Source organism: Vibrio sp. 1457 (assembly GCF_033340195.1).
GTDB classification, from domain to species: Bacteria; Pseudomonadota; Gammaproteobacteria; order Enterobacterales; family Vibrionaceae; genus Vibrio; species Vibrio alginolyticus.
Genome location: NZ_JAWOWA010000019.1, coordinates 59,284 through 80,384, shown reverse-complemented (window position 1 = coordinate 80,384; position 21,101 = coordinate 59,284). Strand labels below are relative to the sequence as shown.

Sequence of the window (21,101 nt, the reverse complement as noted above, 5' to 3'; positions counted from 1 at the left end):
CAGCTTATCGGTACCATTTCTGGAGTTATGAGTGGTTGAAAGATTAACGTGGAAAAAGCTGGCTTGGGAGCTGGCTTTTTTTTACACCCCATGGGTGATAGTAGGTTGGATATTCGGTTATATGCCGTGGTTGCTTTTGGCTGCTACGGCATTGCAGCTTGTGTGGCATTTGCATAACCAAGTACGTTTATCTTCTTGGTTATGGGATGAAAAACGCCTCACGCCACCATCTGGTAGCGGTAACTGGGAATCTTTGTTCAATGGGTTGTATCGCTTACAACAGCGCCAACGCCGCAAACGAAAAGAGCTTACTAATCTTATTCGTCGATTCCGAAATGGTGCAGAATCGCTACCCGATGCGGTAGTGGTATTCCGTGCTGAAGGCAATATTGTTTGGTGCAACAAGCTGGCTCAGCACTTACTGGGCTTCCATTGGCCAGAAGATTCAGGTCAACCTATCTCCAATCTCATTCGTACACCTGATTTTATCAAGTACCTCAACAAGAAAGACTTTTCAGAGCCATTAGAAATGCGTTCACCACTCAATGTCGAACGCATGCTAGAACTACGTATCGTACCGTATACCGAAGGTGAACATTTGATGGTGGTGCGTGATGTTAGCCAGTTAAAACAACTTGAGGGAATGCGTCGCAACTTCTTTGCCAACGTATCTCATGAACTGCGTACACCAATGACGGTGCTACAAGGTTATCTTGAGATGACAGAAGATCCTGATATGGTCGTGGGTCCTATGTGGAGCAAAGCTCATGGTGTCATGACGGAGCAGCTTAACCGCATGAACAGTTTGGTGAACCAACTACTGACACTATCTAAAATTGAAGCGGCACCTATGCATGAGCTTGAGGAAGTCGTGAATGTGCCCGCGATGCTTGAAGTGTTAGAAAAAGAGGCGGTTAGCCTTAGTGGGGACAACCAACATAAATTGAAATTTGATGTTGATGCTAGCCTACGCGTGCTGGGCGATGATGACCAGTTACGTAGTGCTATCTCTAACCTCGTTTATAATGCCGTCAAATACACACCGCCTGGTGCGAACATTAATGTTCGTTGGTTCCAGACCTCTCAAGGCGCATGCTTAGAGGTGGAAGATAGTGGTGATGGTATTGAACCTCAGCACCTCCACCGACTTACTGAGCGTTTTTATCGAGTGGATAAAGCAAGATCACGTGATACTGGTGGAAGTGGTTTAGGGCTTGCCATTGTAAAACACGCGCTGAGTCACCATGACTCTCATTTAGAAATTCACAGTGAAGTAGGCGTGGGTAGTAAGTTTTCTTTCGTATTGCCTGAGCGTTTGGTGGTGAAATAATGGCTTTACGATTAGCAAAAACATTCAGTTTATTCGCGCTTGTTTGTTCTTTTATGGCTGCCGCTCAAGATAAACCATTGCCGAGTTATCATAAAACGACGGGGATTGTCGGGAACTTGCTCTCTGTTGGCTCCGATACACTTGCGGGTATGACAACGCTTTGGGTTGAAGAGTTTAAATCCATTTACCCGAATATTAATGCGCAAGTCCAAGCGTCTGGCTCTTCTACTGCCCCTCCAGCATTGACCGAACAAACAGCTCAGTTTGGTCCCATGAGTCGCCCTATGCGTTTAAGAGAGATAGAAGCGTTTGAACGTGAACATGGCTACAAGCCAACGGCGCTTAGGGTAGCCATCGATGCAATCGGTATTTTTGTTCATCAAGATAATCCAATTCAAGGTCTTAACTTTAGTCAATTAGATGCTTTGTTTTCTGCCACGCTACGCTGTGGCGAAAGTCAATTTGTAACAAACTGGCAGCAACTCGGTCTTGAATCACAGTGGGCAAAGCGAAACGTACAGTTGTTTGGTCGTAACTCCGTTTCTGGAACTTATGGTTACTTCAAAAGTAATGCCTTGTGTGGCGGCGATTTCAAGACTCGAGTTAACGAGCAGCCAGGCTCCGCGTCAGTAGTGCAAGCTGTAGCGTCAACCATCAGTGGAATTGGTTATTCCGGTGTTGGTTATCGAGTGGCAGGCGTGCGCTTAGTCCCTGTGGCTAAAATGGGAAATGACTACGTGACTCCAACGCGAGAACATATTGTTAGTGGTAAGTACCCACTATCACGTTACTTATATGTTTACGTGAATAAGCACCCTGATTACCCATTAACACCAATTGAAGCTGAGTTTATTCGCTTTATCTTTTCTGCTCAGGGACAAGCGTTGGTTGAGAAAGATGGTTATGTGCCCATTACGGCAGACTTTGCAGAAGAAGAGTTAAAAAAAGTCGGCCTGTAAGCCGACTTTTTATTTAGGTATGAAGAGTACGAGATCAGAAAGTGAGTGTCCACTTCGCGCTGTCCCAACGTTCTTGTTCTTCCTGTAAATCCGCGTGAAGTAATTTATTGTTTTCTAGCCATGCTTCATCTGTGCATGTGAGAATCCATTCGTCATTTTTGATAGATAAGGTGATATCAGGCAATGGATCTTCATTACGCTGCCCATTTAATATGATAGAAAGTCGTAATATTTTGATGAGGCTTATAACGTCACTCTGTTTATAGAGGTTGAAATCTGGTAGTTCTTGCAATTTGAGCGCTTTACGCTGGAAGCGAGCTAATGTTGCAAGCACTAATTGCTGCTCACGGTTGAAGCCTTGTAGGGTGGAGTGCAACAGAATATAAAAAGAGTGGCGATGGAAACTACGCAAGTTAATACTTAATCCGACTTCATGAAGCAACGCTGCCCACTCTAGTAAGTCAAATAACTCACTCTTTTTCTTAATGCCTAGTTCAGAGCGTACCTGACATAACATCTCACGTGCATGACCCTTCACACGAGCGGCATGCTCTAAGTCGACTCGGTGCTTGTTGGCTAAATTTTCTGTGGTGCGCATGCGAATATCGGAGCGTGCGAAACGTTCTTCCATTTCGTACAACAGGCCTTCGCGTAGAGCACCATCGGAGAAAAACATTTGCTCAATGCGAAGCGCTTTGAAAATCGCGGACAAAATCGCTACGCCTGCTGCGAATACGGGTTTACGTTCTTCTGTTAGACCCGTCAGCTCAATATCTTCAATTGAATCAAATTTACACAGAGTTTCGATAAGTGTATCCAGTCGACTCGCTGTGATCAGGCCATCTTCAAAACCTAATCCTACTAGCACTTCTTGAATCGCTTTGATGGTTCCTGATGAGCCGAGAGCAATATCCCAGCCCTTTTTACGATATGTTGAAGCAATGGACTCGAGTTTTTGTTCGGCCGCTAACATGGCCTTACTGAAGTTTTTGCCTGATAGTTTGCCGTTTTTAAAGTACTGTTCTGTAAAACTGACGCATCCCATCTGTTTACTGTTGAGAAGCTCAGGCTCAAATTCTTGTCCAATAATCATCTCGGTACTGCCGCCTCCGATATCGATGACTAGTTTGGAGTTGGATTCTACTTGAGTGTGCGCGACGCCTAAGTAAATCAGGCGGGCTTCTTCTTCTCCAGGGATAATTTCTATTGGGAAAGGCATCACTTCTTTCGCACGCTCGATGAAAAGGTGGGCATTTTTAGCGCGTCTTAGTGTGTGTGTGGCGGCGATACGTACATTTGACTCATCAAGCCCTTGCAGCCTCTCAGCGAACATGGCTAAGCATTCTAGCGCACGCTCCATTGCGGCGTGACTTAAGTTCAATTCACTGTCGAGTCCTGATGCTAAGCGAACACGTTGTTTATGACGACTAACCAGTTGTAGGTCACTGCCAACAACTTTGGCCACCACCATATGGAAACTGTTTGAGCCGAGGTCTATCGCGGCAATGTAGCGAGTATCTTGTTCAAGTATTTGAGGCATCTGAATTTTGTTTTCTAGTTTGCTTTTCTATATTTTTAAGATAGTCATAGATAGCGATTTGAGAGCGAACTTTTTTGCGATTACCTCGTGGTACGTAAGCGTTACTCATTTCTTTATCTATTAAACGAGCCTTTACTGTATCGGTAAAATGGATATTCGTTATATCAATAATTCTCTGTTTCAAACGTGGATCACGGACTGGTACTGCTACCTCGATACGGTGATCAATATTTCTTGTCATCCAGTCTGCGGAGGAGATATAAACTTGCGGATCGCCATCATTGTGGGTGATCACCACGCGAGGGTGCTCAAGAAAGCGGTCAACAATACTGATGATGCGAATATTGTCGCTGATCCCCTCAATGCCCGGTACTAATGAGCACATGCCTCGAATGATCATGTTTATTTTTACACCGGAAGTACTTGCTCCATAAAGCTTATTGACGATGCCTTTATCGACTAGGTTATTGACCTTGATCGTAAGAGCGGCTTTTTTCCCTAGCTTGGCATTCGCAATTTCATTATCAATTAAGCGGTAGATTTGGGTTCGAGAATTACGAGGAGATACCATAAGGTGATTGAACTTCACTGGTCGGTATGGATTCTCAATGTAACCGAAGACATTACGGACTTCATTAGTAATTTCTTGATCTGCCGTAAGTAGGGAGAAGTCGGTATAAATTCGTGCCGTCTTCTCATGGAAGTTGCCTGTGCCGATGTGTGCGTAACGAATAATTTCTTCACCTTCGCGGCGGCTAATCATCAATAGCTTTGAGTGAATCTTAAGGCCAGGCGCACCAAAGATGACGTGCACACCCGCTTCGGTTAATACTTTTGACCATTCGATATTGGCTTCTTCATCAAAGCGAGCTTGCAGTTCGACGACCACAGTGACATTTTTGCCGTTGTGCACCGCATCAATTAAAGAGTTCATCAAGCGAGAATCTTTCGCGACGCGATAAATGTTAATCTTGATACTAAGTACTTTGGGATCGAAGGAGGCTTGGCGCACTAACTCACTAATGTGGTCAAAAGTGTGGTAGGGATAATAGAGCAGAATATCTTTCGCTTTAATCGCGTCAAAGCTGTTGGCATAACCTTCGAAATCGGCACATTTCATTGGCGGGAGAGGTTTATTTTCAAGATATTCTCGTCCAACATTTGGAAAGCCGATGAAGTCTTTAAAGTTGTGATAGCGTCCGCCGGGGATAAGGTTATCGTAGTTAGAGATATTAAGTTTGTTACACAGAAACTCTAACATTTGAGGCGGCATATCGCGTTCGTAGACGAAGCGAACGGGCTTTGCTGTCAGTCGCTGATTGACACCCTCTGACATTTGTTCAAGCAAGCTGTACTCGATTTCATTGCGTAAATCGTATTCAGCGTCACGCGTCATTTTCATCGCATAGCCGCTAAGCTCATCATAATCAAAAAAGCCTTTGAACAGCTCGTCCAAACAGTGGCGGATAATATTATCAAGTAAGATGATGGTTTTTCGACGCTTTCCTTTCTGTTCTGGTACCATCACAAAGCGGGGAAGGTGATCGGTCGGAATTTCGATCAGAGCGTACTGGTAATGTTCTTCTTTACGCAGTTCTACGGCGATGTAAGCGTACTCGTCTTTGAGAAATTGCAGAACATCGATCTCGTCTTTCATTAGGAGGGGAGTGATATGCGGCATTACCTCTCTACGGAAGTATTTCGCGATCCACTTTTGTTGCGATTCATCCAGTTGTTGCTCGTTGACCAAGAAAATGCGACGTCGCGCCATTTCTCGAATCAACTCGCTGTAAAGCTCATCAAATTGTTCGTTAAGCTTTAGTGCTTTCGACTGCATTTTGGTTAACAGTCGTTTAGGGCTATCACTGCCACCGCGCTCTTGGCTGATTAGGATTCTGCGCTTCACGTCCGCAAAGCGTACTTTGTAAAATTCATCTAAATTGTTGGAAAAGATCCCAAGAAAGCGAATACGTTCGATCAAAGGGACGGTTTTATCGGCAGCTTCTTGTAATACTCGTTCGTTGAAAGACAACCAACTCAGTTCTTTTTCTATATATAGTTTTTCTGCGCTCATAACCTTACCTAGCCAAAAGTGAAGTATTACGTACTCATCTTGGAAAAATGGATGAGTGAGAACATTATGAGATTTTCATTACAGATTTATTTCATACCACGCATTGCATAAGAGTTGTATTCTTTTCAGGTGTTTAATGTGATCTGTAATATAATTGTCATCTTAACGACATATTCTAGTACTAAGTCAAAAAAGGTAGAGATTTAAATGGCACAAGCCGAGTTTTCATTGCAGGAAAAAGATAAGAAACGACTGATAAAAGATCGTTTAGTTCGACTTGCAGTGACATCTGGTGGTGTCGGCGTACTCGCGGCGCTTATTTTGATCTTTGTCTACCTCGCCATGGTGATCATTCCGCTTTTTTCTGATGCGGAGATCAAAACCAACCAAGCCATTCGAGCCACTCATATTGAAACACCACTTGCGATTTCAGTGGATGATTACGCTCAGCTCGCGTTCGTTCTAACCCAAAGTGGTGAGATTCAATATTTGTCGATGGACGATCCTACGAAACCTGCGGTGTATACACAGCAAATCGCCCAGAAACCCGTTGCTTTCTCTCAATCTGCTCCTGGGCTAGGTTGGTATGGATTTGTTGATGGGCAGGGTAAAGCGAACCTTTTCAAGCCAGAATTTAATGCTACATTGAGAGAAAATACACGTCCTCCGGAAGTGATTGAGCTAGACACCAGCATGGATCTGACACTAAGTACGCCTCAAGATCCTGTGACTCAGTTTGTATTTGCAGCTTCGACGCCCTTACCAACGGTTGTTTGGCAGACGCAAAGTGGTGAAGTGAAAGCTCGCTGGCAAGTGGCTTCGTCTTTGGGTACGTCTCCTACAACGATCGATTTTACGTTCTCTTCAGGCTTTAATACGCCTCAGCAAATGTTGTTGACACCTGACGGTGAAACGCTTTATTTGCGCGATGGCTCTGAGTTGATCGTGTTAAAGAAAACCGCACGTAAATTTGCTGTGCGAGAGGTGGTCGATCTCACTCAAGGTGATAAGAAGCATTCCGTTCGTACGATAGACTTATTGGCTGGTGCTTACTCGCTTTTGGTGACGCACAACGATGGTCGGGTGTCGCAATGGTTTGATACGCTGCAAGAAGAAAAACGCACGTTAACGCATATTCGTGATTTTAAATTGGCATCAGAGCTTAAGTATTTGTTGCCGGATTCTCATCGAAAAGGATTTTATAGCTTTTACACCAACGGCACGTTGCAAAGCCATTATACAACCAGTGAAAAACTGGTGTTGTTTAAGCGTGCGTACAATCAAGCGCCCGCAATCGCAGCAATGTCTAACAATGAACGCTACTTAATCACTTGGCAAAATAATGCGTTAAATGTTGCGGAAGTGGACAATGCCTATCCGGAAGTTTCATTGTCTTCATTATGGCAAGAAGTGTGGTACGAAGGGTATCCTGAGCCTGAATTTGTGTGGCAATCGACTTCGGCGAGCGATAACTTTGAGGCTAAGTTCAGCCTAGTACCTATTGCGTTTGGAACGATAAAAGCGGCGATGTTTGCGATGCTGTTTTCAGTACCGCTCGCAGTGCTAGGTGCTATTTATACGGCTTACTTTATGTCGCCACGCATGCGTCGTGTAGTAAAACCGTCGATTGAGCTAATGGAAGCACTGCCGACGGTGATCATAGGTTTCCTCGCGGGATTGTGGTTCGCGCCTATTGTCGAAGATCATTTGATTACGATCGTCGTTATGCTGTTTGTTTTGCCCTTGAGCACCATGATTATGGGCGGGCTATGGGCATTAATACCGCAACCTTTGCGGAATCGTCTGCCTAATGGTTGGCATGCTTTAGTGCTCATGCCTGTCATATTGGTACTGATTGGGCTTGGAGTGTGGATTTCGCCTACGATTGAGCAGACGTTCTTTGGTGGCGATATGCGCTTATTCTTAACCGAGCATGGTATTGGTTACGATCAACGCAATGCATTGGTGGTGGGGTTAGCGATGGGGTTTGCTGTTATCCCGACGATTTTTACCATTGCCGAAGATGCCATTTTCTCTGTACCGAAGCATTTATCGGATGGCTCTTTGGCATTAGGGGCCACGCCTTGGCAAACTTTAATCTATGTTGTCTTGCTTACTGCAAGCCCAGGTATTTTTTCTGCCATTATGATGGGCTTGGGACGCGCTGTTGGCGAAACCATGATTGTATTAATGGCAACGGGCAATACGCCATTAATGGATTGGAATATTTTGGAAGGATTGCGCAGCCTGTCGGCGACCATCGCCGTTGAGTTGCCAGAGTCGGAAGTTGGAAGTTCGCATTATCGCCTGCTGTTCCTAGCTGCATTGATTTTATTTGTGTTTACGTTTGCAGTAAACGCGCTTGCGGAGTGGGTTCGTCAGAGACTGAGAGATAAGTACCGTGCGTTGTAATAATGGTTTGAATAAAGAGCGAGTAATAACGTGTTAAATTGGATTCGTTCTGGCGCACCGTGGATATGGCTAACAGGCGGTGCAGTCAGCATCAGTTTGTTGTCGGTATTAGGGTTGTTACTCCTTATCGGCTGGAAAGGCCTGACTTACTTTTGGCCAGCGCCTTTGTATCAGTGGAATGTTGCAGCGCTGACTCCTGTACAAGGCGAAGTGCTACATGAAAATACTATTCTGATTGGTCAAGTGTATGAGCGCAGCTTTGTACCGAAGAGTTATTTGCCTGAAAGCGCAGCACAACAGTTAGAAGAGGATGAAGATTTTGCCACGCGACTCAACATCAAAATCGCTAACCGAGAGTTGTATCCCGCCGATTTTATCTCCGTATTGCAAATGCAGTTGGATGAGCCCACGACGCCAGAAGAGTGGGCGGTGATAGAGCGCAGTAGCGGTGGTTATTTCTTTGGTAAGCTGGTGGCGTTTCAAGATGGTGATAATATATACACCAGTGATATTCAATCGGTACTAAATAAAAAGCTTGATGATGCAGAAACTCTGCGCCATGAGATTGATTCTTTGGTGGTCGATCAGCTTAAAGAGCTTGGTTGGAAGCTAGAGCAGTTGCGATTAGAAAAGCGCAAGCATGAATTGAATGACACGCTGACAGAAAGCTTCTTAAACGAAAACCTGACGAAAAAAGAGCAGATAGAAAAAGCGCTTGCGACGTTAGATTTGCAACTTGATGGTTTACGACTTCAGCTCTCTGACTATGCCTTGATTGTCGAGGATATGACGGGGTCACAAGTATCGATTCCGCTCGAAGACATTTTGGACTACTGGTATCCAAACCAAATGTCACTGCCTGATAAAGTCATGCATTGGGGAAAACAGGTTTGGAAGTTTTTATCTGAAGATCCAAGAGAGTCTAACTCCGAAGGAGGCGTGTTCCCTGCGATATTTGGTACGGTTTTCTTAGTACTCATCATGTCGATCATTGTGATGCCACTCGGGGTGATCGCCGCTATCTATCTACATGAATACGCTAAGAATAACGCTCTAACCAGAGTTATTCGTATTGCGGTTATAAACCTAGCGGGTGTTCCATCGATTGTTTATGGCGTGTTTGGTTTAGGTTTCTTCGTTTATACGATTGGTGCCTCTATCGACAACGTATTCTATGCGGAGAAGCTACCGGCACCAACCTTTGGTACGCCGGGTTTGTTATGGTCAGCACTAACTCTTGCCGTGCTGACGCTTCCAGTTGTGATTGTGACGACAGAAGAAGGTTTAACTCGAATTCCGAGCTCCGTACGACATGGCTCTCTGGCACTTGGTGCAACTCAGTTCGAAACGCTGTGGCGCGTGGTTTTGCCTATGGCGACGCCAGCTATTATCACAGGTTTGATCCTTGCGATTGCGCGTGCAGCTGGCGAAGTAGCGCCACTGATGCTGGTGGGAGTCGTGAAATTGGCATCCAGTTTACCGGTTGACGGACAATTCCCTTATGTGCATTTGGATAGAAAGTTCATGCATTTAGGTTTTCACATTTACGATGTTGGCTTTCAAACCTCCAACATCGAAGCGGCGCGACCATTAGTTTATGCTACCTCTTTCTTACTCGTGACAGTGATTGTCGGGCTAAACTTAACAGCAATCAGTATTCGCAATAGTTTACGAGAAAAATACAGAACGTTAGGACAAGATTAAGTATGTTTAATTTTGATAGTACATTAGGTTATGAGCCACCATTGGACGTTCATAATTTAACGGATGAACAAACAGCAATCTCAATCGAGAACCTTAATCTGTTCTATGGTCAAACTCAGGCGCTGCATGATATTTCGATGCGAATTCCCAAAGGGCGAGTCACCGCTTTTATCGGTCCTTCAGGGTGTGGAAAGTCGACGTTATTACGTTGCATCAATCGCATGAACGACTTAGTGGAAGGGTGTCGAGTCACAGGTAAAGTGCGTCTCCATGGCAAGAATGTTTATCATCCTAATGTCGATGTTGCGACACTTCGACGCCGAGTGGGGATGGTGTTTCAAAGACCCAATCCATTTCCTAAGTCTATTTATGAAAACGTAGTTTATGGCTTACGCTTACAAGGTGTAAAAAACAGCCGTAGTTTAGATGACGCAGTGGAGCGATCCTTGCGCTCAGCGGCGTTGTGGGATGAGGTAAAAGACCGCTTGCATGAGAACGCATTTGGCTTATCTGGGGGGCAGCAACAGCGCTTGGTCATTGCGCGGGCGGTGGCGATTGAGCCGGAAGTCCTGTTATTGGACGAGCCAACATCAGCGTTGGATCCAATCTCAACTTTAACTATTGAAGAGCTTATCAATGAGCTGAAGACTCAATATACTGTCGTTATCGTTACCCATAACATGCAACAAGCGGCGAGAGTGAGCGATCATACTGCTTTCATTCATATGGGTAAGTTAATTGAATACTCTGACGCGGACTCGATCTTCACCTCGCCAATGAAGAAGCAGACCGAAGATTACATTACGGGTCGCTACGGTTAAGTCGCGACTCTATACGGAATAAGGAACATCATGCACTTTGGACGTCATATTTCAGGACAGTTTAACGTAGAGCTAGAATCGATTCGTACTCATGTATTAACCATGGGTGGCTTGGTAGAACAGCAGCTTTCGTATGCTATTCAAGCCTTGCATAAAGAAGACATCGAACTGGCGCGTAAGGTTGTGCGTGACGATCATAAAGTGAATGCGATGGAAGTCTCGATCGATGACGCCTGTACACGCATTATTGCTAAGCGTCAGCCAACGGCAAAAGACTTGCGCTTAATCATGGCTATCATCAAAACGATCACTGATTTAGAACGCATCGGTGATGTGGCGACACGCATTGCTTACGTTGCCATCGAAAGCCCATCATCAAAAGAACGACAATTCCAAGTGTCGTTAGAGCCTCTCTGCCGTCAGGCAATTAACATGCTGCATCAGGTTTTAGATGCGTTTGCCCGCATGGATGTAGAAGCGGCAGCAGAGGTGCATAAACAAGATGACAAACTAGACGCCGAGTATGAAGCGGTGATTCGTCAGTTGATGACTTACATGATGGAAGATCCAAAAAATATCCCTAATATTCTGCAAGTGATGTGGTCGGCACGCGCGATTGAACGCGTGGGGGACCGCTGCCAGAACATCTGTGAATACATTATTTACTTTGTGAAAGGGAAAGATGTACGCCACCTAGGTGATCAAAGTATTGATGACGTACTGAAGTAACTGACTTCAACAAATAGACCAGCTTTTAGGCTGGCCTATTTATTAGAGAGAAGGAAAGCACGTTAATATTTATCAGGAACGAAGGTCTGATCATCAATGGGCGCTCTGACGTAACCTTCTTTATTGAGTTCAGGCAATTCGATAGGTGAGTACTCAAGTGCTTTGTAATCAATCTGGCTTAGTAAATGACTGATACAGTTCAAGCGCGCTTTCTTTTTGTCATCAGAAGGGACGACCCACCAAGGGCAGTTTTTCGTGTCTGTATAGGCAAACATCTTATCTTTTGCTTCCGAATACTCCGCCCAGCGATGACGTGACTCTAAATCCATTGGGCTGAATTTCCAACGTTTGATCGGCGTATTAATTCGACCTAGAAAACGTTTTTCCTGCTCTTCGTCTGAAACCGAAAACCAATACTTAATCAGAATAATCCCAGAGCGTTGCAACATTCTCTCGAATTCAGGGCAAGAGCGTAAAAACTCCTCGTATTCGTCTGGAGTACAGAACCCCATGACTTTTTCGACACCTGCTCGGTTATACCAACTTCGGTCAAATAAAACGATTTCACCAGCAGATGGTAAATGAGCGACGTAACGTTGGAAGTACCATTGCGTTTTTTCTTTTTCTGTCGGTGCAGGCAGAGCCACTACGCGACAAACACGCGGGTTTAGCTTTTCTGTAATTCGCTTTATCACTCCGCCTTTGCCCGCAGCATCACGTCCTTCAAACAGAACCACCACTTTTAACCCTTTGTGTTTGACCCACTCTTGAAGTTTTACGAGCTCAACTTGAAGGTTTTTGAGCTCCTTTTCGTATTCCTTTTTCTTCAATTTAGACATACACCTTTCCTCACTCCTTGATAAACAATATGTTAGCACTCAAAAGCTATGCGCGTGAGGTTACGGTCGTCTATTTGAGAGCTGCTACGACATCGGTAATGGCTTGTGTACTTGTGATGGGGATTAAAAAATCATCGACATCGGATGCGCCCATTTTGCTTTGTTCAGCAACAAAGGTCATTTGGCTAGGACGTGTGGTTTTGCCTGACAGATGGATTTCAGGAACTTGAGTGTCTTCTACTAACGCACGTGCGTTACTCGCATTAACGCCAGCCCCCGCCATGATTGCTATGCGTCCTTGGGCTTGCTTAACCAAAGCTCTAAGCACATCGTTCCCTTGTGGTGCTGAAGGCGAAAGACCGGAGGTTAAAATACGTTCACAACCTAAGCTGATCACTTCTTCCAAAGCTTTTTCAGCGTCACGACACTGGTCAAAGGCACGATGGAAGGTCACGCCTAAGCCAAGCGCTTGAGCAAATTCACACAGCGTAGCCGCGTAAGGCATATGAATATCACCGTCTTGAGTGAGCACGCCGAACACGACACCGTTCAAGCCTGATTGGTGAGCTGCTTCAATATCCCAACGCATCATTTCGATCTCTTCTTCATTGTAGAAGAAGTCACCTTGGCGTGGGCGGATCATGGCATAAACTGGAACACTCGAAAGCTTAGCCGCTTGCTGCATAAAGCCATAACTGGGTGTTAGTCCGCCTAAAGCCAAAGAGGAGCAAAGTTCAATCCGAGTGGCGCCGCCAGCAATGGCGTAGTGCAGAGATTCAATATTATCAATACAGACTTCTAGGTGAGTAACCACGTTCATTCATCCTGCTAACGTTACAAATAGGTGTTGTGGCTAAGATATTAACAGGGCAAGTAAGCAGAATCTGTATGGAGGGGATGATAAATAGAGGTAAAGTTTACGCCAAAGCGTTACCTCATTTTGGCGGTTTATCTGAAGGAAAAAGAAAGCCCAGAGCAGAGGCTCTGGGCTTTGATAGGACTTTACTTAGACTGATTGGCGTTTGCGGTTTTCCGCATTAGCTTATTGCTTTATATACATCCAACCATCACACCCGTTGAGCTAGGGTGAAGGTCTATTATTTTTTGCCTAGGTCAGCTGCGTGCTCAGATAGGAACGCTGCAACACCTTTTGGAGATGCGTCCATACCTGCTTTACCTTCTTCCCATTGTGCAGGACATACTTCGCCGTGCTTCTGGTGGAAGTTAAGAGCGTCAACCATGCGTAGCATTTCGTCGATGTTACGGCCTAGTGGTAGGTCGTTAACTACTTGGTGACGTACAACACCTTTTTCGTCGATTAGGAAAGAACCACGGAAAGCAACGCCTGCTTCTGGGTGCTCAACGTCGTAAGCTTTACAGATTTCGTGCTTAACGTCAGCAACTAGTGGGTACTTAACTTGACCGATACCGCCATCTTCGATAGCAGTGTTACGCCATGCGTTGTGAGAGAACTGAGAATCGATAGAAACACCGATTACTTCAACACCTTTAGCTTGGAAGTCAGCTAGACGGTTGTCGAATGCGATTAGCTCAGATGGGCAAACGAAAGTGAAATCTAGTGGGTAGAAGAATACTACTGCTTTCTTACCTTTAGTGAACTCTGCAAAGTTGAAGTTTTCAACGATTTCACCGTTACCTAGAACAGCTGCTGCAGTAAAATCAGGGGCTTGACGACCTACTAGTACCATTTTTTTGCTCCTAAAAAGTATGGTTAGCTCCAAACCGAATTCAGTTGTGTCGGTTTGGTTCGTGTTTGTACGAGACAAACTATAGTACAGATTGTAGTATTGAAAAAAGCGAAATAAATAGATTGAGTTAATCGAAAAAAACGATAATAACAAAACTCTTAACTCGATCACTGGAACGGCGGTAGATACAAATACAATTATGAATAAATGGCCCAGTTTGAAGCAGTTACACTATTTAGTCACACTGCATGAAACAAGACATTTTAGTGACGCTGCAGAGCGTTGTTTTGTCAGTCAGTCGACTTTAAGTAAGGGTATTCAAAACTTAGAGGAGTTGATTGGCTGTCCGTTATATGAAAAGAAAGACAAGAAAAGTCCACTGGTTTTTACCCAAACAGGAGAAATGGTAGTAAAGCAGGGGCGAGAGCTGTTAGCAAAAGGGCAAGATTTGGTCGAGCTTGGACGTATGTGCCAAGGCGACGATATGCAAGGCCAGCTAAAAGTAGGATGCATACCAACAATTGCTCCGTTTTTACTGTGTGATTTGGTACAAGAGGTGAACTACCGTTTCCCACAACTGAACCTTTTATTAAGAGAAGACACGACGACAAACTTACTTCAAGCGCTCAGACATGGTGAGCTGGATGTGCTTATTTTAGCGTTACCAGTCGAAATTGATGGGATGGAAAGCCGAGTAGTGGGTAAGGATCCGTTTCGAATGGTTATAAGCGCTAATCAAGCCCAATCGGTCCCTGTGCCGATTCGTTACGCGGATTTACCTGACGAATCCGTCTTTCTACTAGAGAAAGAACATTGCTTAACGGAACATGCGGTATCAGCGTGTAAATTAACAGACAAAGAAAAAATCAATCCGTTTACGGCAACCAGCCTCCATACACTGGTGCAAATGGTTGCGAATGGTTTGGGAACAACGTTCATTCCTCAAATGGCTATCGACCATGGCTTGCTGCATAACCAGAATTTAGTCGTGATCGATCCTCCCGGTAAACAAGCTTATCGCGAAATAGGCTTAGTTTGGCGTCCGAGCTCGTCAAGAACGAAAACATTTAATCAACTTGCAGAAGTCGTTTCAGAGCTGCTTTAGCTATTAGTATTAGCCCTTACTTCTCCATTATTTATCTAAAAGCGCACTGGAAACAGTGCGCTTTCTAGTATTTTATTCTGTTGGTAAACTTTGACTTGTAAAATTTTACAGCTCTTCTTTGATGAAGCTTTCATAAAATAGTGAAATTTCACAATGTTAATTTTACACAAAGCCCTGCATACCTTGTTTGACCCCTGTTTAAATACATCTCTTCAGCCCTTGTGAATACAAGGTGTTTGTTTACCAGTCTATATTCATACGCTTGTTTGAAATGATAAAACGACTTTAAATTTAATGTAATTTTATTACGTAATAACTTACAAAATAAGGCGCTTGATAGATGGTTTTTACCTTGCGGAATAAAACTTTGAATTTTCTGTTTTGTTTATATTGGGGGTTTCACTAAACCCCTTGTTGATATAGCTTATTTAAAGGCCGATACGACTTATGTCTAGATTGAAAATACACGTAGCATTACGCAATCTATCGGCATAGCTAGACGAGTTGAACACAAAGTTAAAGGATGTAATTTGTTGTTCATAACTTACAAATGTAGCTTTACGCTGACTGCCCAAGATTGATAAAGCACGTTAAGGATGAATGATTATGCTTGCTCAGACAGAACAAAAAACACAACAACTAAAGCAAACCCAAGGCATGCTTGAGGTGAATGGAGTCGTTGCTCCAGAACATCAAGCAATTTTCCCTGTTGAAGCCCAAACCTTTTTATCTCTACTGTGTGAAAAATTTGCCGGACGTGTTGAACAGTTGCTGGAAGCAAGAGAAGAGAAGCAAGCACGTATTGATGCTGGTGAGCTACCAGATTTTCTACCAGAGACACAAGACATCCGTGAAGGAAGTTGGAAGATCCTAGGAATCCCACAAGATCTGCAAGATCGCCGTGTGGAGATTACCGGACCAACTGACCGCAAGATGGTGATTAACGCACTGAATGCGAATGTAAAAGTGTTCATGGCAGACTTCGAAGATTCAATGTCTCCTGCATGGAGTAAAGTGCTAGATGGTCAAATTAACTTGCGCGATGCTGTTAATGGCACCATCAGTTACACCAATCCTGGCAATGGCAAACATTATCAGCTGGAAGATGACCCAGCGGTGTTGATCTGCCGTGTTCGCGGCCTTCATTTAAAAGAAAAACACGTTTCGTGGCACGGTCAGATCATTCCAGGTGCGCTATTCGATTTCGCTCTGTATTTCTATAACAACTACAAAGCGTTACTTCAAAAAGGCAGTGGCCCTTATTTCTACCTTCCAAAACTGCAATCGCATCACGAAGCGAAGTGGTGGAGCGAAGTGTTCCATTTCACGGAAGACTACTTCGGTTTGGATACAGGCACGATCAAAGCGACTGTGCTGATTGAAACCTTACCAGCGGTATTCGAAATGGACGAGATTCTGTTCTCGCTTAAAGAACACATCGTTGGTTTGAACTGTGGTCGCTGGGATTACATCTTTAGCTATATCAAAACATTGAAAAAACACTCAGACCGAGTACTGCCAGATCGCCAAGTGGTAACGATGGACAAGCCATTCTTAAACGCTTACTCGCGATTATTGGTACGTACTTGCCATAAACGAGGTGCTTTCGCGATGGGAGGAATGGCCGCATTTATCCCAGCTAAAGACCCGAAAGAGAATCAAAAAGTATTAGACAAGATCCAGACTGACAAATCGTTAGAAGCTAACAACGGCCACGACGGTACTTGGGTGGCTCATCCAGGTTTGGCTGACACTGCTATGGAAGTCTTTAGTGCTGTGCTGGGTGAACGCACCAACCAGTTGGATGTGAGCCGTGCAGAGGATGCGCCTATTACAGCAGCTGAACTGCTTGAGCCTTGTGAAGGCGAGCGCACTGAAGGCGGAATGCGCCACAATATTCGCGTTGCGCTGCAATACATCGAAGCTTGGATTTCTGGCAATGGTTGTGTGCCGATTTACGGACTGATGGAAGACGCAGCAACGGCAGAAATCTCACGCGCCTCTATCTGGCAATGGATTCAACACGGCAAGTCGCTAGACAACGGATTAAAGGTCACTAAAGAGCTGTTCGAGCTCTATCTCAAAGAGGAGATTGAAGTCGTGAAGCAAGAAATTGGCGAGCAGCGCTACCATGCGGGTCGATTTGAAGAAGCAGCAGACTTAATGGCAAGGCTCACGACGAGCGATGAACTGACCAACTTTTTGACAGTTCCTGGTTATGACTACCTGGATTAATAAAGAATAACTGTAACACCAATAACGTGAAGGATTTTCAAGGCAGATAGGGAAGTACTGCCTGAGAACGGAAACTCAACGCACACGCATAAAGTGCAAATTATAAAGAGGGATAGACCAATGACTAACTTAACTCGCCGCCAACAAATTGAAGCTCTGGAAAAAGACTGGGCAACTAACCCACGCTGGAAAAATGTGAAGCGTACTTACACTGCCGAGGAAGTGGTGGAACTGCGTGGCTCTATGGTGCCTGCAAACACAATTGCACAACGTGGTGCAGACAAACTTTGGTCACTGGTCAACGGTAGTGCGAAAAAAGGTTACGTAAACTGTCTTGGTGCGCTAACGGGTGGTCAAGCGGTTCAACAAGCTAAAGCAGGTATTGAAGCGATTTACTTGTCAGGCTGGCAGGTAGCGGCGGATAACAACACCGCTTCGACGATGTATCCAGACCAATCTCTTTACCCAGTAGATTCTGTACCGTCAGTAGTAAAGCGTATCAACAACTCATTCCGTCGTGCAGACCAAATTCAGTGGGCTGCTGGTAAGACGCCTGAAGATGAAGGTGGTATTGATTACTTCCTACCTATCGTAGCGGATGCTGAAGCGGGCTTTGGTGGTGTGCTTAACGCTTACGAACTAATGAAATCGATGATCGAAGCCGGTGCCGCGGGCGTTCACTTTGAAGACCAGTTAGCATCGGTGAAAAAGTGTGGCCATATGGGTGGTAAGGTATTAGTTCCTACGCAAGAAGCGGTACAAAAGCTCGTTGCAGCTCGTTTGGCTGCTGACGTAGCGGGTACAACAACATTAGTTATTGCTCGTACTGATGCGAATGCGGCGGATCTCATTACTTCAGATTGTGACCCATATGATAAAGACTTCATCGAAGGTGAGCGTACTCAAGAAGGTTTCTACCGCGTTCGCGCGGGTATCGACCAAGCGATTTCTCGCGGCCTGGCTTACGCACCATATGCAGACTTGATTTGGTGTGAAACGGCTACGCCATGTTTGGAAGAAGCACGTAAGTTTGCAGAAGCAATTCACGCTGAATACCCAGATCAATTGTTGGCGTACAACTGTTCGCCGTCCTTCAACTGGGAGAAGAACCTAGATGCAGAAACCATTGCTAAGTTCCAACAAGAGTTGGCAGACATGGGCTACAAGTACCAATTCATCACGCTAGCAGGCATTCACAACATGTGGTTCAACATGTTTGAACTGGCGCACGCTTACGCTCAAGGTGAAGGTATGCGTCATTATGTTGAGAAAGTTCAGCGTCCTGAATTCCAAGCAGCTGAAAAAGGCTATACGTTTGTTGCGCACCAACAAGAAGTAGGTACAGGTTACTTCGATAGAATGACCAATACTATCCAAGGTGGTAACTCTTCAGTGACAGCATTGACAGGTTCGACCGAAGAAGACCAATTCTAATTGGCAGAGAAACACTTCCTTAATCAGCGTCAGTAATGGCATTTTGAGCGGCAACCCTGCCGCTCTTTTTTCGTTTAACCGGTGTAAAAACGAAACTTACAACAAAGAGAATACGCTTGCGTACTACTCTTCCTGCTCGATTTCTTCAGGTTCCACTTCTTCTTGCAGTTCCAATAAGTTAATCGCAATGGTCACAAAGTCACTGTCAGTAATGATGCCGACCAATCGACCTTTGGTGACAACAGGTAGACAGCCAACTTTATGCTTTTGCATATAGATAGCGCTCTCTTTGAGCCCCGCGATAGGCTCTGCCGTCATGATATTGGTGTGCATCATTTCGTAGAGCGGTGTGTCTAAAGTAAAAGATTGTTCAGCCTCATCTGGGTGCAAGCTCGATTCTTGAGCAGCAAGAATGTCGCGTTGAGTCACCAAGCCTTGTAAGTGGTTATTGGCATCAACAACCGGAATGTGTCGAATATCAAGCGCATCCATCATGCTTTTTGCATCACGCAAGGTGTGCGTGCGCAGTAAGGTATGAGGATTACGAGTCATCATGTCTTCAACCTTGATCATAGAGACCTCCAGCGGCATTGTCCTTCTCTTAAATATAGAGAATATTTTTCTGTATATCTGGGAGCTAACTCGTTTTTCATCAATTAAATAGCACAATGCTGATGGGCTGCGTAATCTGTGTTTTATTGGTGTTTTTATTAATTTGAATAAGTCGGTTTGTGTGCGAGTCAGTTGGCATTTTTAGTTGATATTGAATGTGTTCCCAAGGTAATCCAATGAATTGAATCGCACATTTTTATTCGCTGGATTTTCCAAGATTCTTCTCTCGAAGAAGATACGTCCAGGCTTACCAAATTGAAGACAGCAACCTAGATGAAACGAACAACGTGTAACAAACTTATTGCGCTGGCAGTGGCGGCATTCAGTGTGCCATCAACACAGGCGATTGTGTTAGGAGATGAACAAACCGATCCTGTTGACCGCGTTACTTTGCGAGCAAGTAATATGGCAGAGTTTCCGCTGTGTGGTGGAACGATGCTGACAGAGCAATGGGTACTGACTGCGGCGCACTGTGTGGTGATGGGACAAGGAACCAATGAAGCAACCTACTATGTGACCCCGCCGGGTGAGCTGTCGGTGAATGCGAATGTGTATGAACTTAATTCTGCAGGGCTTGATAACTTCTATCCGGTGTCTCACGTTGTGGTTCATCCGGATTACACTCGGATTTCAAAAGCTGAGACCGACAGTAATGGCAACGTGAAACCTATCCAAACCGGTTTAGATTCAGACATCGCGTTGCTGTATCTCACGCGCCCAGTGGCAAACGCGAGCTTTGCTGACCTAGCGAGTAAAGTTGACATGGAGAGTATCGAAGCCCGTTTGGTGGCGGATTGGAACGATAATTACCTGACCAATCAACGTGTCGAAAATGTGCAAGTGTTTGGATGGGGGGCTACTCAGCCGGATGCTTCTGAACCTTCTAATACGCTCAAAACCACCATTAGCACATTTTTACCCATCGACAAATGTTATGAGCGTTTAGAAATTGGCAGCAGTTTTCCGGGGATCATTGATTCAAGAGACAACCAAACCAAAATTTGTACGCTACCAACACAAAACCATGTATTGGAGCCAGATAGCCATACTCAATATGGCAACTCTGCATGTAAAGGTGACAGTGGTGGCCCGTTGGTCGATGTGGCGACCGGCAAACAAATTGGTATTGTTAGTGGCGGCCCCCTTATTCTACCAACGTGTGGCTCTTTGACGATCCCAAGTTTCTACACCAAGGTGAGCCACTATTACGACTGGGTACAGTCTTACATCACTGCCGATGCGCCACCAAGTCGTTACATCATTGCGCCGAATTTTATCAAAAGTGCTAACAATGAAAGTGGTGACAATAAAGAGTGTCACGATGGCATTGCGACCAATAACTGTGATTTCAAAGGCTCAGATGATGAAGGTGGCAGTCTAGGGTTTTGGTTATTGGGTTTATTCGTGCCGTTATTCTTGTGGCGAAAGCGTGAGGTTTGATAGGGCGATTGGAATGCCAAACTAATATAAGCAGCGGTATACGCTGCTTTGCTTTTTTCATGTTCTCTCTTTTGGGCTCAAATTAAAAATAGTGCCAAGTAATCGAGGCTTTTCACGTTTTATTACACTCTTCACCATGGCTTTTACTGCTATATTCT

Annotated in this window: 15 protein-coding genes and 2 pseudogenes; 11 read left to right on the top strand and 6 right to left on the bottom strand. The window is 44.8% G+C overall.

Annotated elements, in window-relative coordinates; genetic code table 11:
• Positions 1 to 31 precede the first annotated feature (31 nt).
• Both phoR and R7Z41_RS17970 read left to right on the top strand, forming a co-directional pair.
• Positions 32 to 1,330, top strand: a complete 1,299-nt coding sequence (phoR, locus tag R7Z41_RS17975; RefSeq protein WP_005383667.1) for a phosphate regulon sensor histidine kinase PhoR — start codon at positions 32 to 34, stop codon at positions 1,328 to 1,330.
• A complete protein-coding gene (locus R7Z41_RS17970) occupies positions 1,330 to 2,289 on the top strand; it encodes a PstS family phosphate ABC transporter substrate-binding protein (RefSeq protein ID WP_085569938.1) in 960 nt (319 codons plus the stop codon). The genes phoR and R7Z41_RS17970 overlap by 1 nt, the downstream gene beginning before the upstream one ends.
• A 34-nt stretch (positions 2,290 to 2,323) precedes the next feature.
• On the opposite strand, the gene ppx is transcribed toward R7Z41_RS17970, so the two are convergent.
• Together ppx and ppk1 are read right to left on the bottom strand one after the other, a co-directional pair.
• The gene (ppx, locus tag R7Z41_RS17965) at positions 2,324 to 3,829 is read right to left on the bottom strand and encodes an exopolyphosphatase (RefSeq protein WP_206970870.1); all 1,506 of its coding nucleotides are present in this window, start codon (positions 3,827 to 3,829) and stop codon (positions 2,324 to 2,326) included.
• Complete coding sequence (gene ppk1 / locus R7Z41_RS17960) at positions 3,813 to 5,903, bottom strand: polyphosphate kinase 1 (RefSeq protein ID WP_005381748.1); 2,091 nt, start codon at positions 5,901 to 5,903, stop codon at positions 3,813 to 3,815. Before ppk1 ends, ppx begins: the two co-directional genes overlap by 17 nt.
• 207 nt (positions 5,904 to 6,110) lie before the next feature.
• On the opposite strand from ppk1, the gene R7Z41_RS17955 reads away from it, so the two are divergent.
• The 5 genes and pseudogenes from R7Z41_RS17955 (at position 6,111) to phoU (ending at position 11,569) form a co-directional block, all read left to right on the top strand.
• The gene (locus R7Z41_RS17955) at positions 6,111 to 8,315 is read left to right on the top strand and encodes an ABC transporter permease subunit (protein WP_017820556.1); all 2,205 of its coding nucleotides are present in this window, start codon (positions 6,111 to 6,113) and stop codon (positions 8,313 to 8,315) included.
• Between the two features lie 30 nt (positions 8,316 to 8,345).
• A pseudogene (locus R7Z41_RS24680) lies at positions 8,346 to 8,577 on the top strand (phosphate ABC transporter, permease protein PstA); the annotation flags it as partial.
• A gap of 65 nt (positions 8,578 to 8,642) precedes the next feature.
• Positions 8,643 to 10,019 (top strand): annotated as a pseudogene (gene pstA / locus R7Z41_RS17950) (phosphate ABC transporter permease PstA); the annotation flags it as partial.
• A 2-nt stretch (positions 10,020 to 10,021) separates the two neighbouring features.
• Entirely contained in the window at positions 10,022 to 10,840 is an 819-nt protein-coding gene (gene pstB / locus R7Z41_RS17945) for a phosphate ABC transporter ATP-binding protein PstB (RefSeq protein WP_005381745.1), read from the top strand.
• A gap of 30 nt (positions 10,841 to 10,870) precedes the next feature.
• Entirely contained in the window at positions 10,871 to 11,569 is a 699-nt protein-coding gene (phoU, locus tag R7Z41_RS17940) for a phosphate signaling complex protein PhoU (RefSeq protein WP_005381744.1), read from the top strand.
• Positions 11,570 to 11,631: 62 nt separating this feature from the next.
• On the opposite strand, the gene ppk2 is transcribed toward phoU, so the two are convergent.
• The 3 genes from ppk2 to R7Z41_RS17925 form a co-directional block, all read right to left on the bottom strand.
• Complete coding sequence (ppk2, locus tag R7Z41_RS17935) at positions 11,632 to 12,408, bottom strand: polyphosphate kinase 2 (RefSeq protein ID WP_005381743.1); 777 nt, start codon at positions 12,406 to 12,408, stop codon at positions 11,632 to 11,634.
• Positions 12,409 to 12,478: 70 nt separating this feature from the next.
• A complete protein-coding gene (locus R7Z41_RS17930) occupies positions 12,479 to 13,222 on the bottom strand; it encodes a copper homeostasis protein CutC (RefSeq protein ID WP_391856231.1) in 744 nt (247 codons plus the stop codon).
• A gap of 283 nt (positions 13,223 to 13,505) precedes the next feature.
• The gene (locus R7Z41_RS17925) at positions 13,506 to 14,117 is read right to left on the bottom strand and encodes a peroxiredoxin C (protein ID WP_225478084.1); all 612 of its coding nucleotides are present in this window, start codon (positions 14,115 to 14,117) and stop codon (positions 13,506 to 13,508) included.
• Positions 14,118 to 14,316: 199 nt separating this feature from the next.
• On the opposite strand from R7Z41_RS17925, the gene R7Z41_RS17920 reads away from it, so the two are divergent.
• The 3 genes from R7Z41_RS17920 (at position 14,317) to aceA (ending at position 18,891) form a co-directional block, all read left to right on the top strand.
• Positions 14,317 to 15,222: a hydrogen peroxide-inducible genes activator gene (locus tag R7Z41_RS17920; protein ID WP_005383681.1), complete on the top strand. Its 906-nt coding sequence runs from the start codon at positions 14,317 to 14,319 to the stop codon at positions 15,220 to 15,222.
• 606 nt (positions 15,223 to 15,828) lie between these two features.
• Positions 15,829 to 17,457, top strand: coding sequence for a malate synthase A (gene aceB, locus R7Z41_RS17915; protein ID WP_165935380.1), 1,629 nt, complete (start codon positions 15,829 to 15,831; stop codon positions 17,455 to 17,457).
• A gap of 120 nt (positions 17,458 to 17,577) precedes the next feature.
• Positions 17,578 to 18,891, top strand: coding sequence for an isocitrate lyase (aceA, locus tag R7Z41_RS17910; protein WP_005381733.1), 1,314 nt, complete (start codon positions 17,578 to 17,580; stop codon positions 18,889 to 18,891).
• Between the two features lie 123 nt (positions 18,892 to 19,014).
• On the opposite strand, the gene R7Z41_RS17905 is transcribed toward aceA, so the two are convergent.
• Positions 19,015 to 19,464 carry a CBS domain-containing protein gene (locus R7Z41_RS17905; RefSeq protein ID WP_017820562.1) on the bottom strand — a complete coding sequence of 150 codons (450 nt, stop codon included), beginning with the start codon at positions 19,462 to 19,464 and terminating at the stop codon, positions 19,015 to 19,017.
• Positions 19,465 to 19,776: 312 nt separating this feature from the next.
• Here R7Z41_RS17905 and R7Z41_RS17900 point away from each other — a divergent pair, with 312 nt between their 5' ends.
• Entirely contained in the window at positions 19,777 to 20,943 is a 1,167-nt protein-coding gene (locus R7Z41_RS17900) for a trypsin-like serine protease (protein ID WP_086046546.1), read from the top strand.
• Positions 20,944 to 21,101 lie beyond the last annotated feature (158 nt).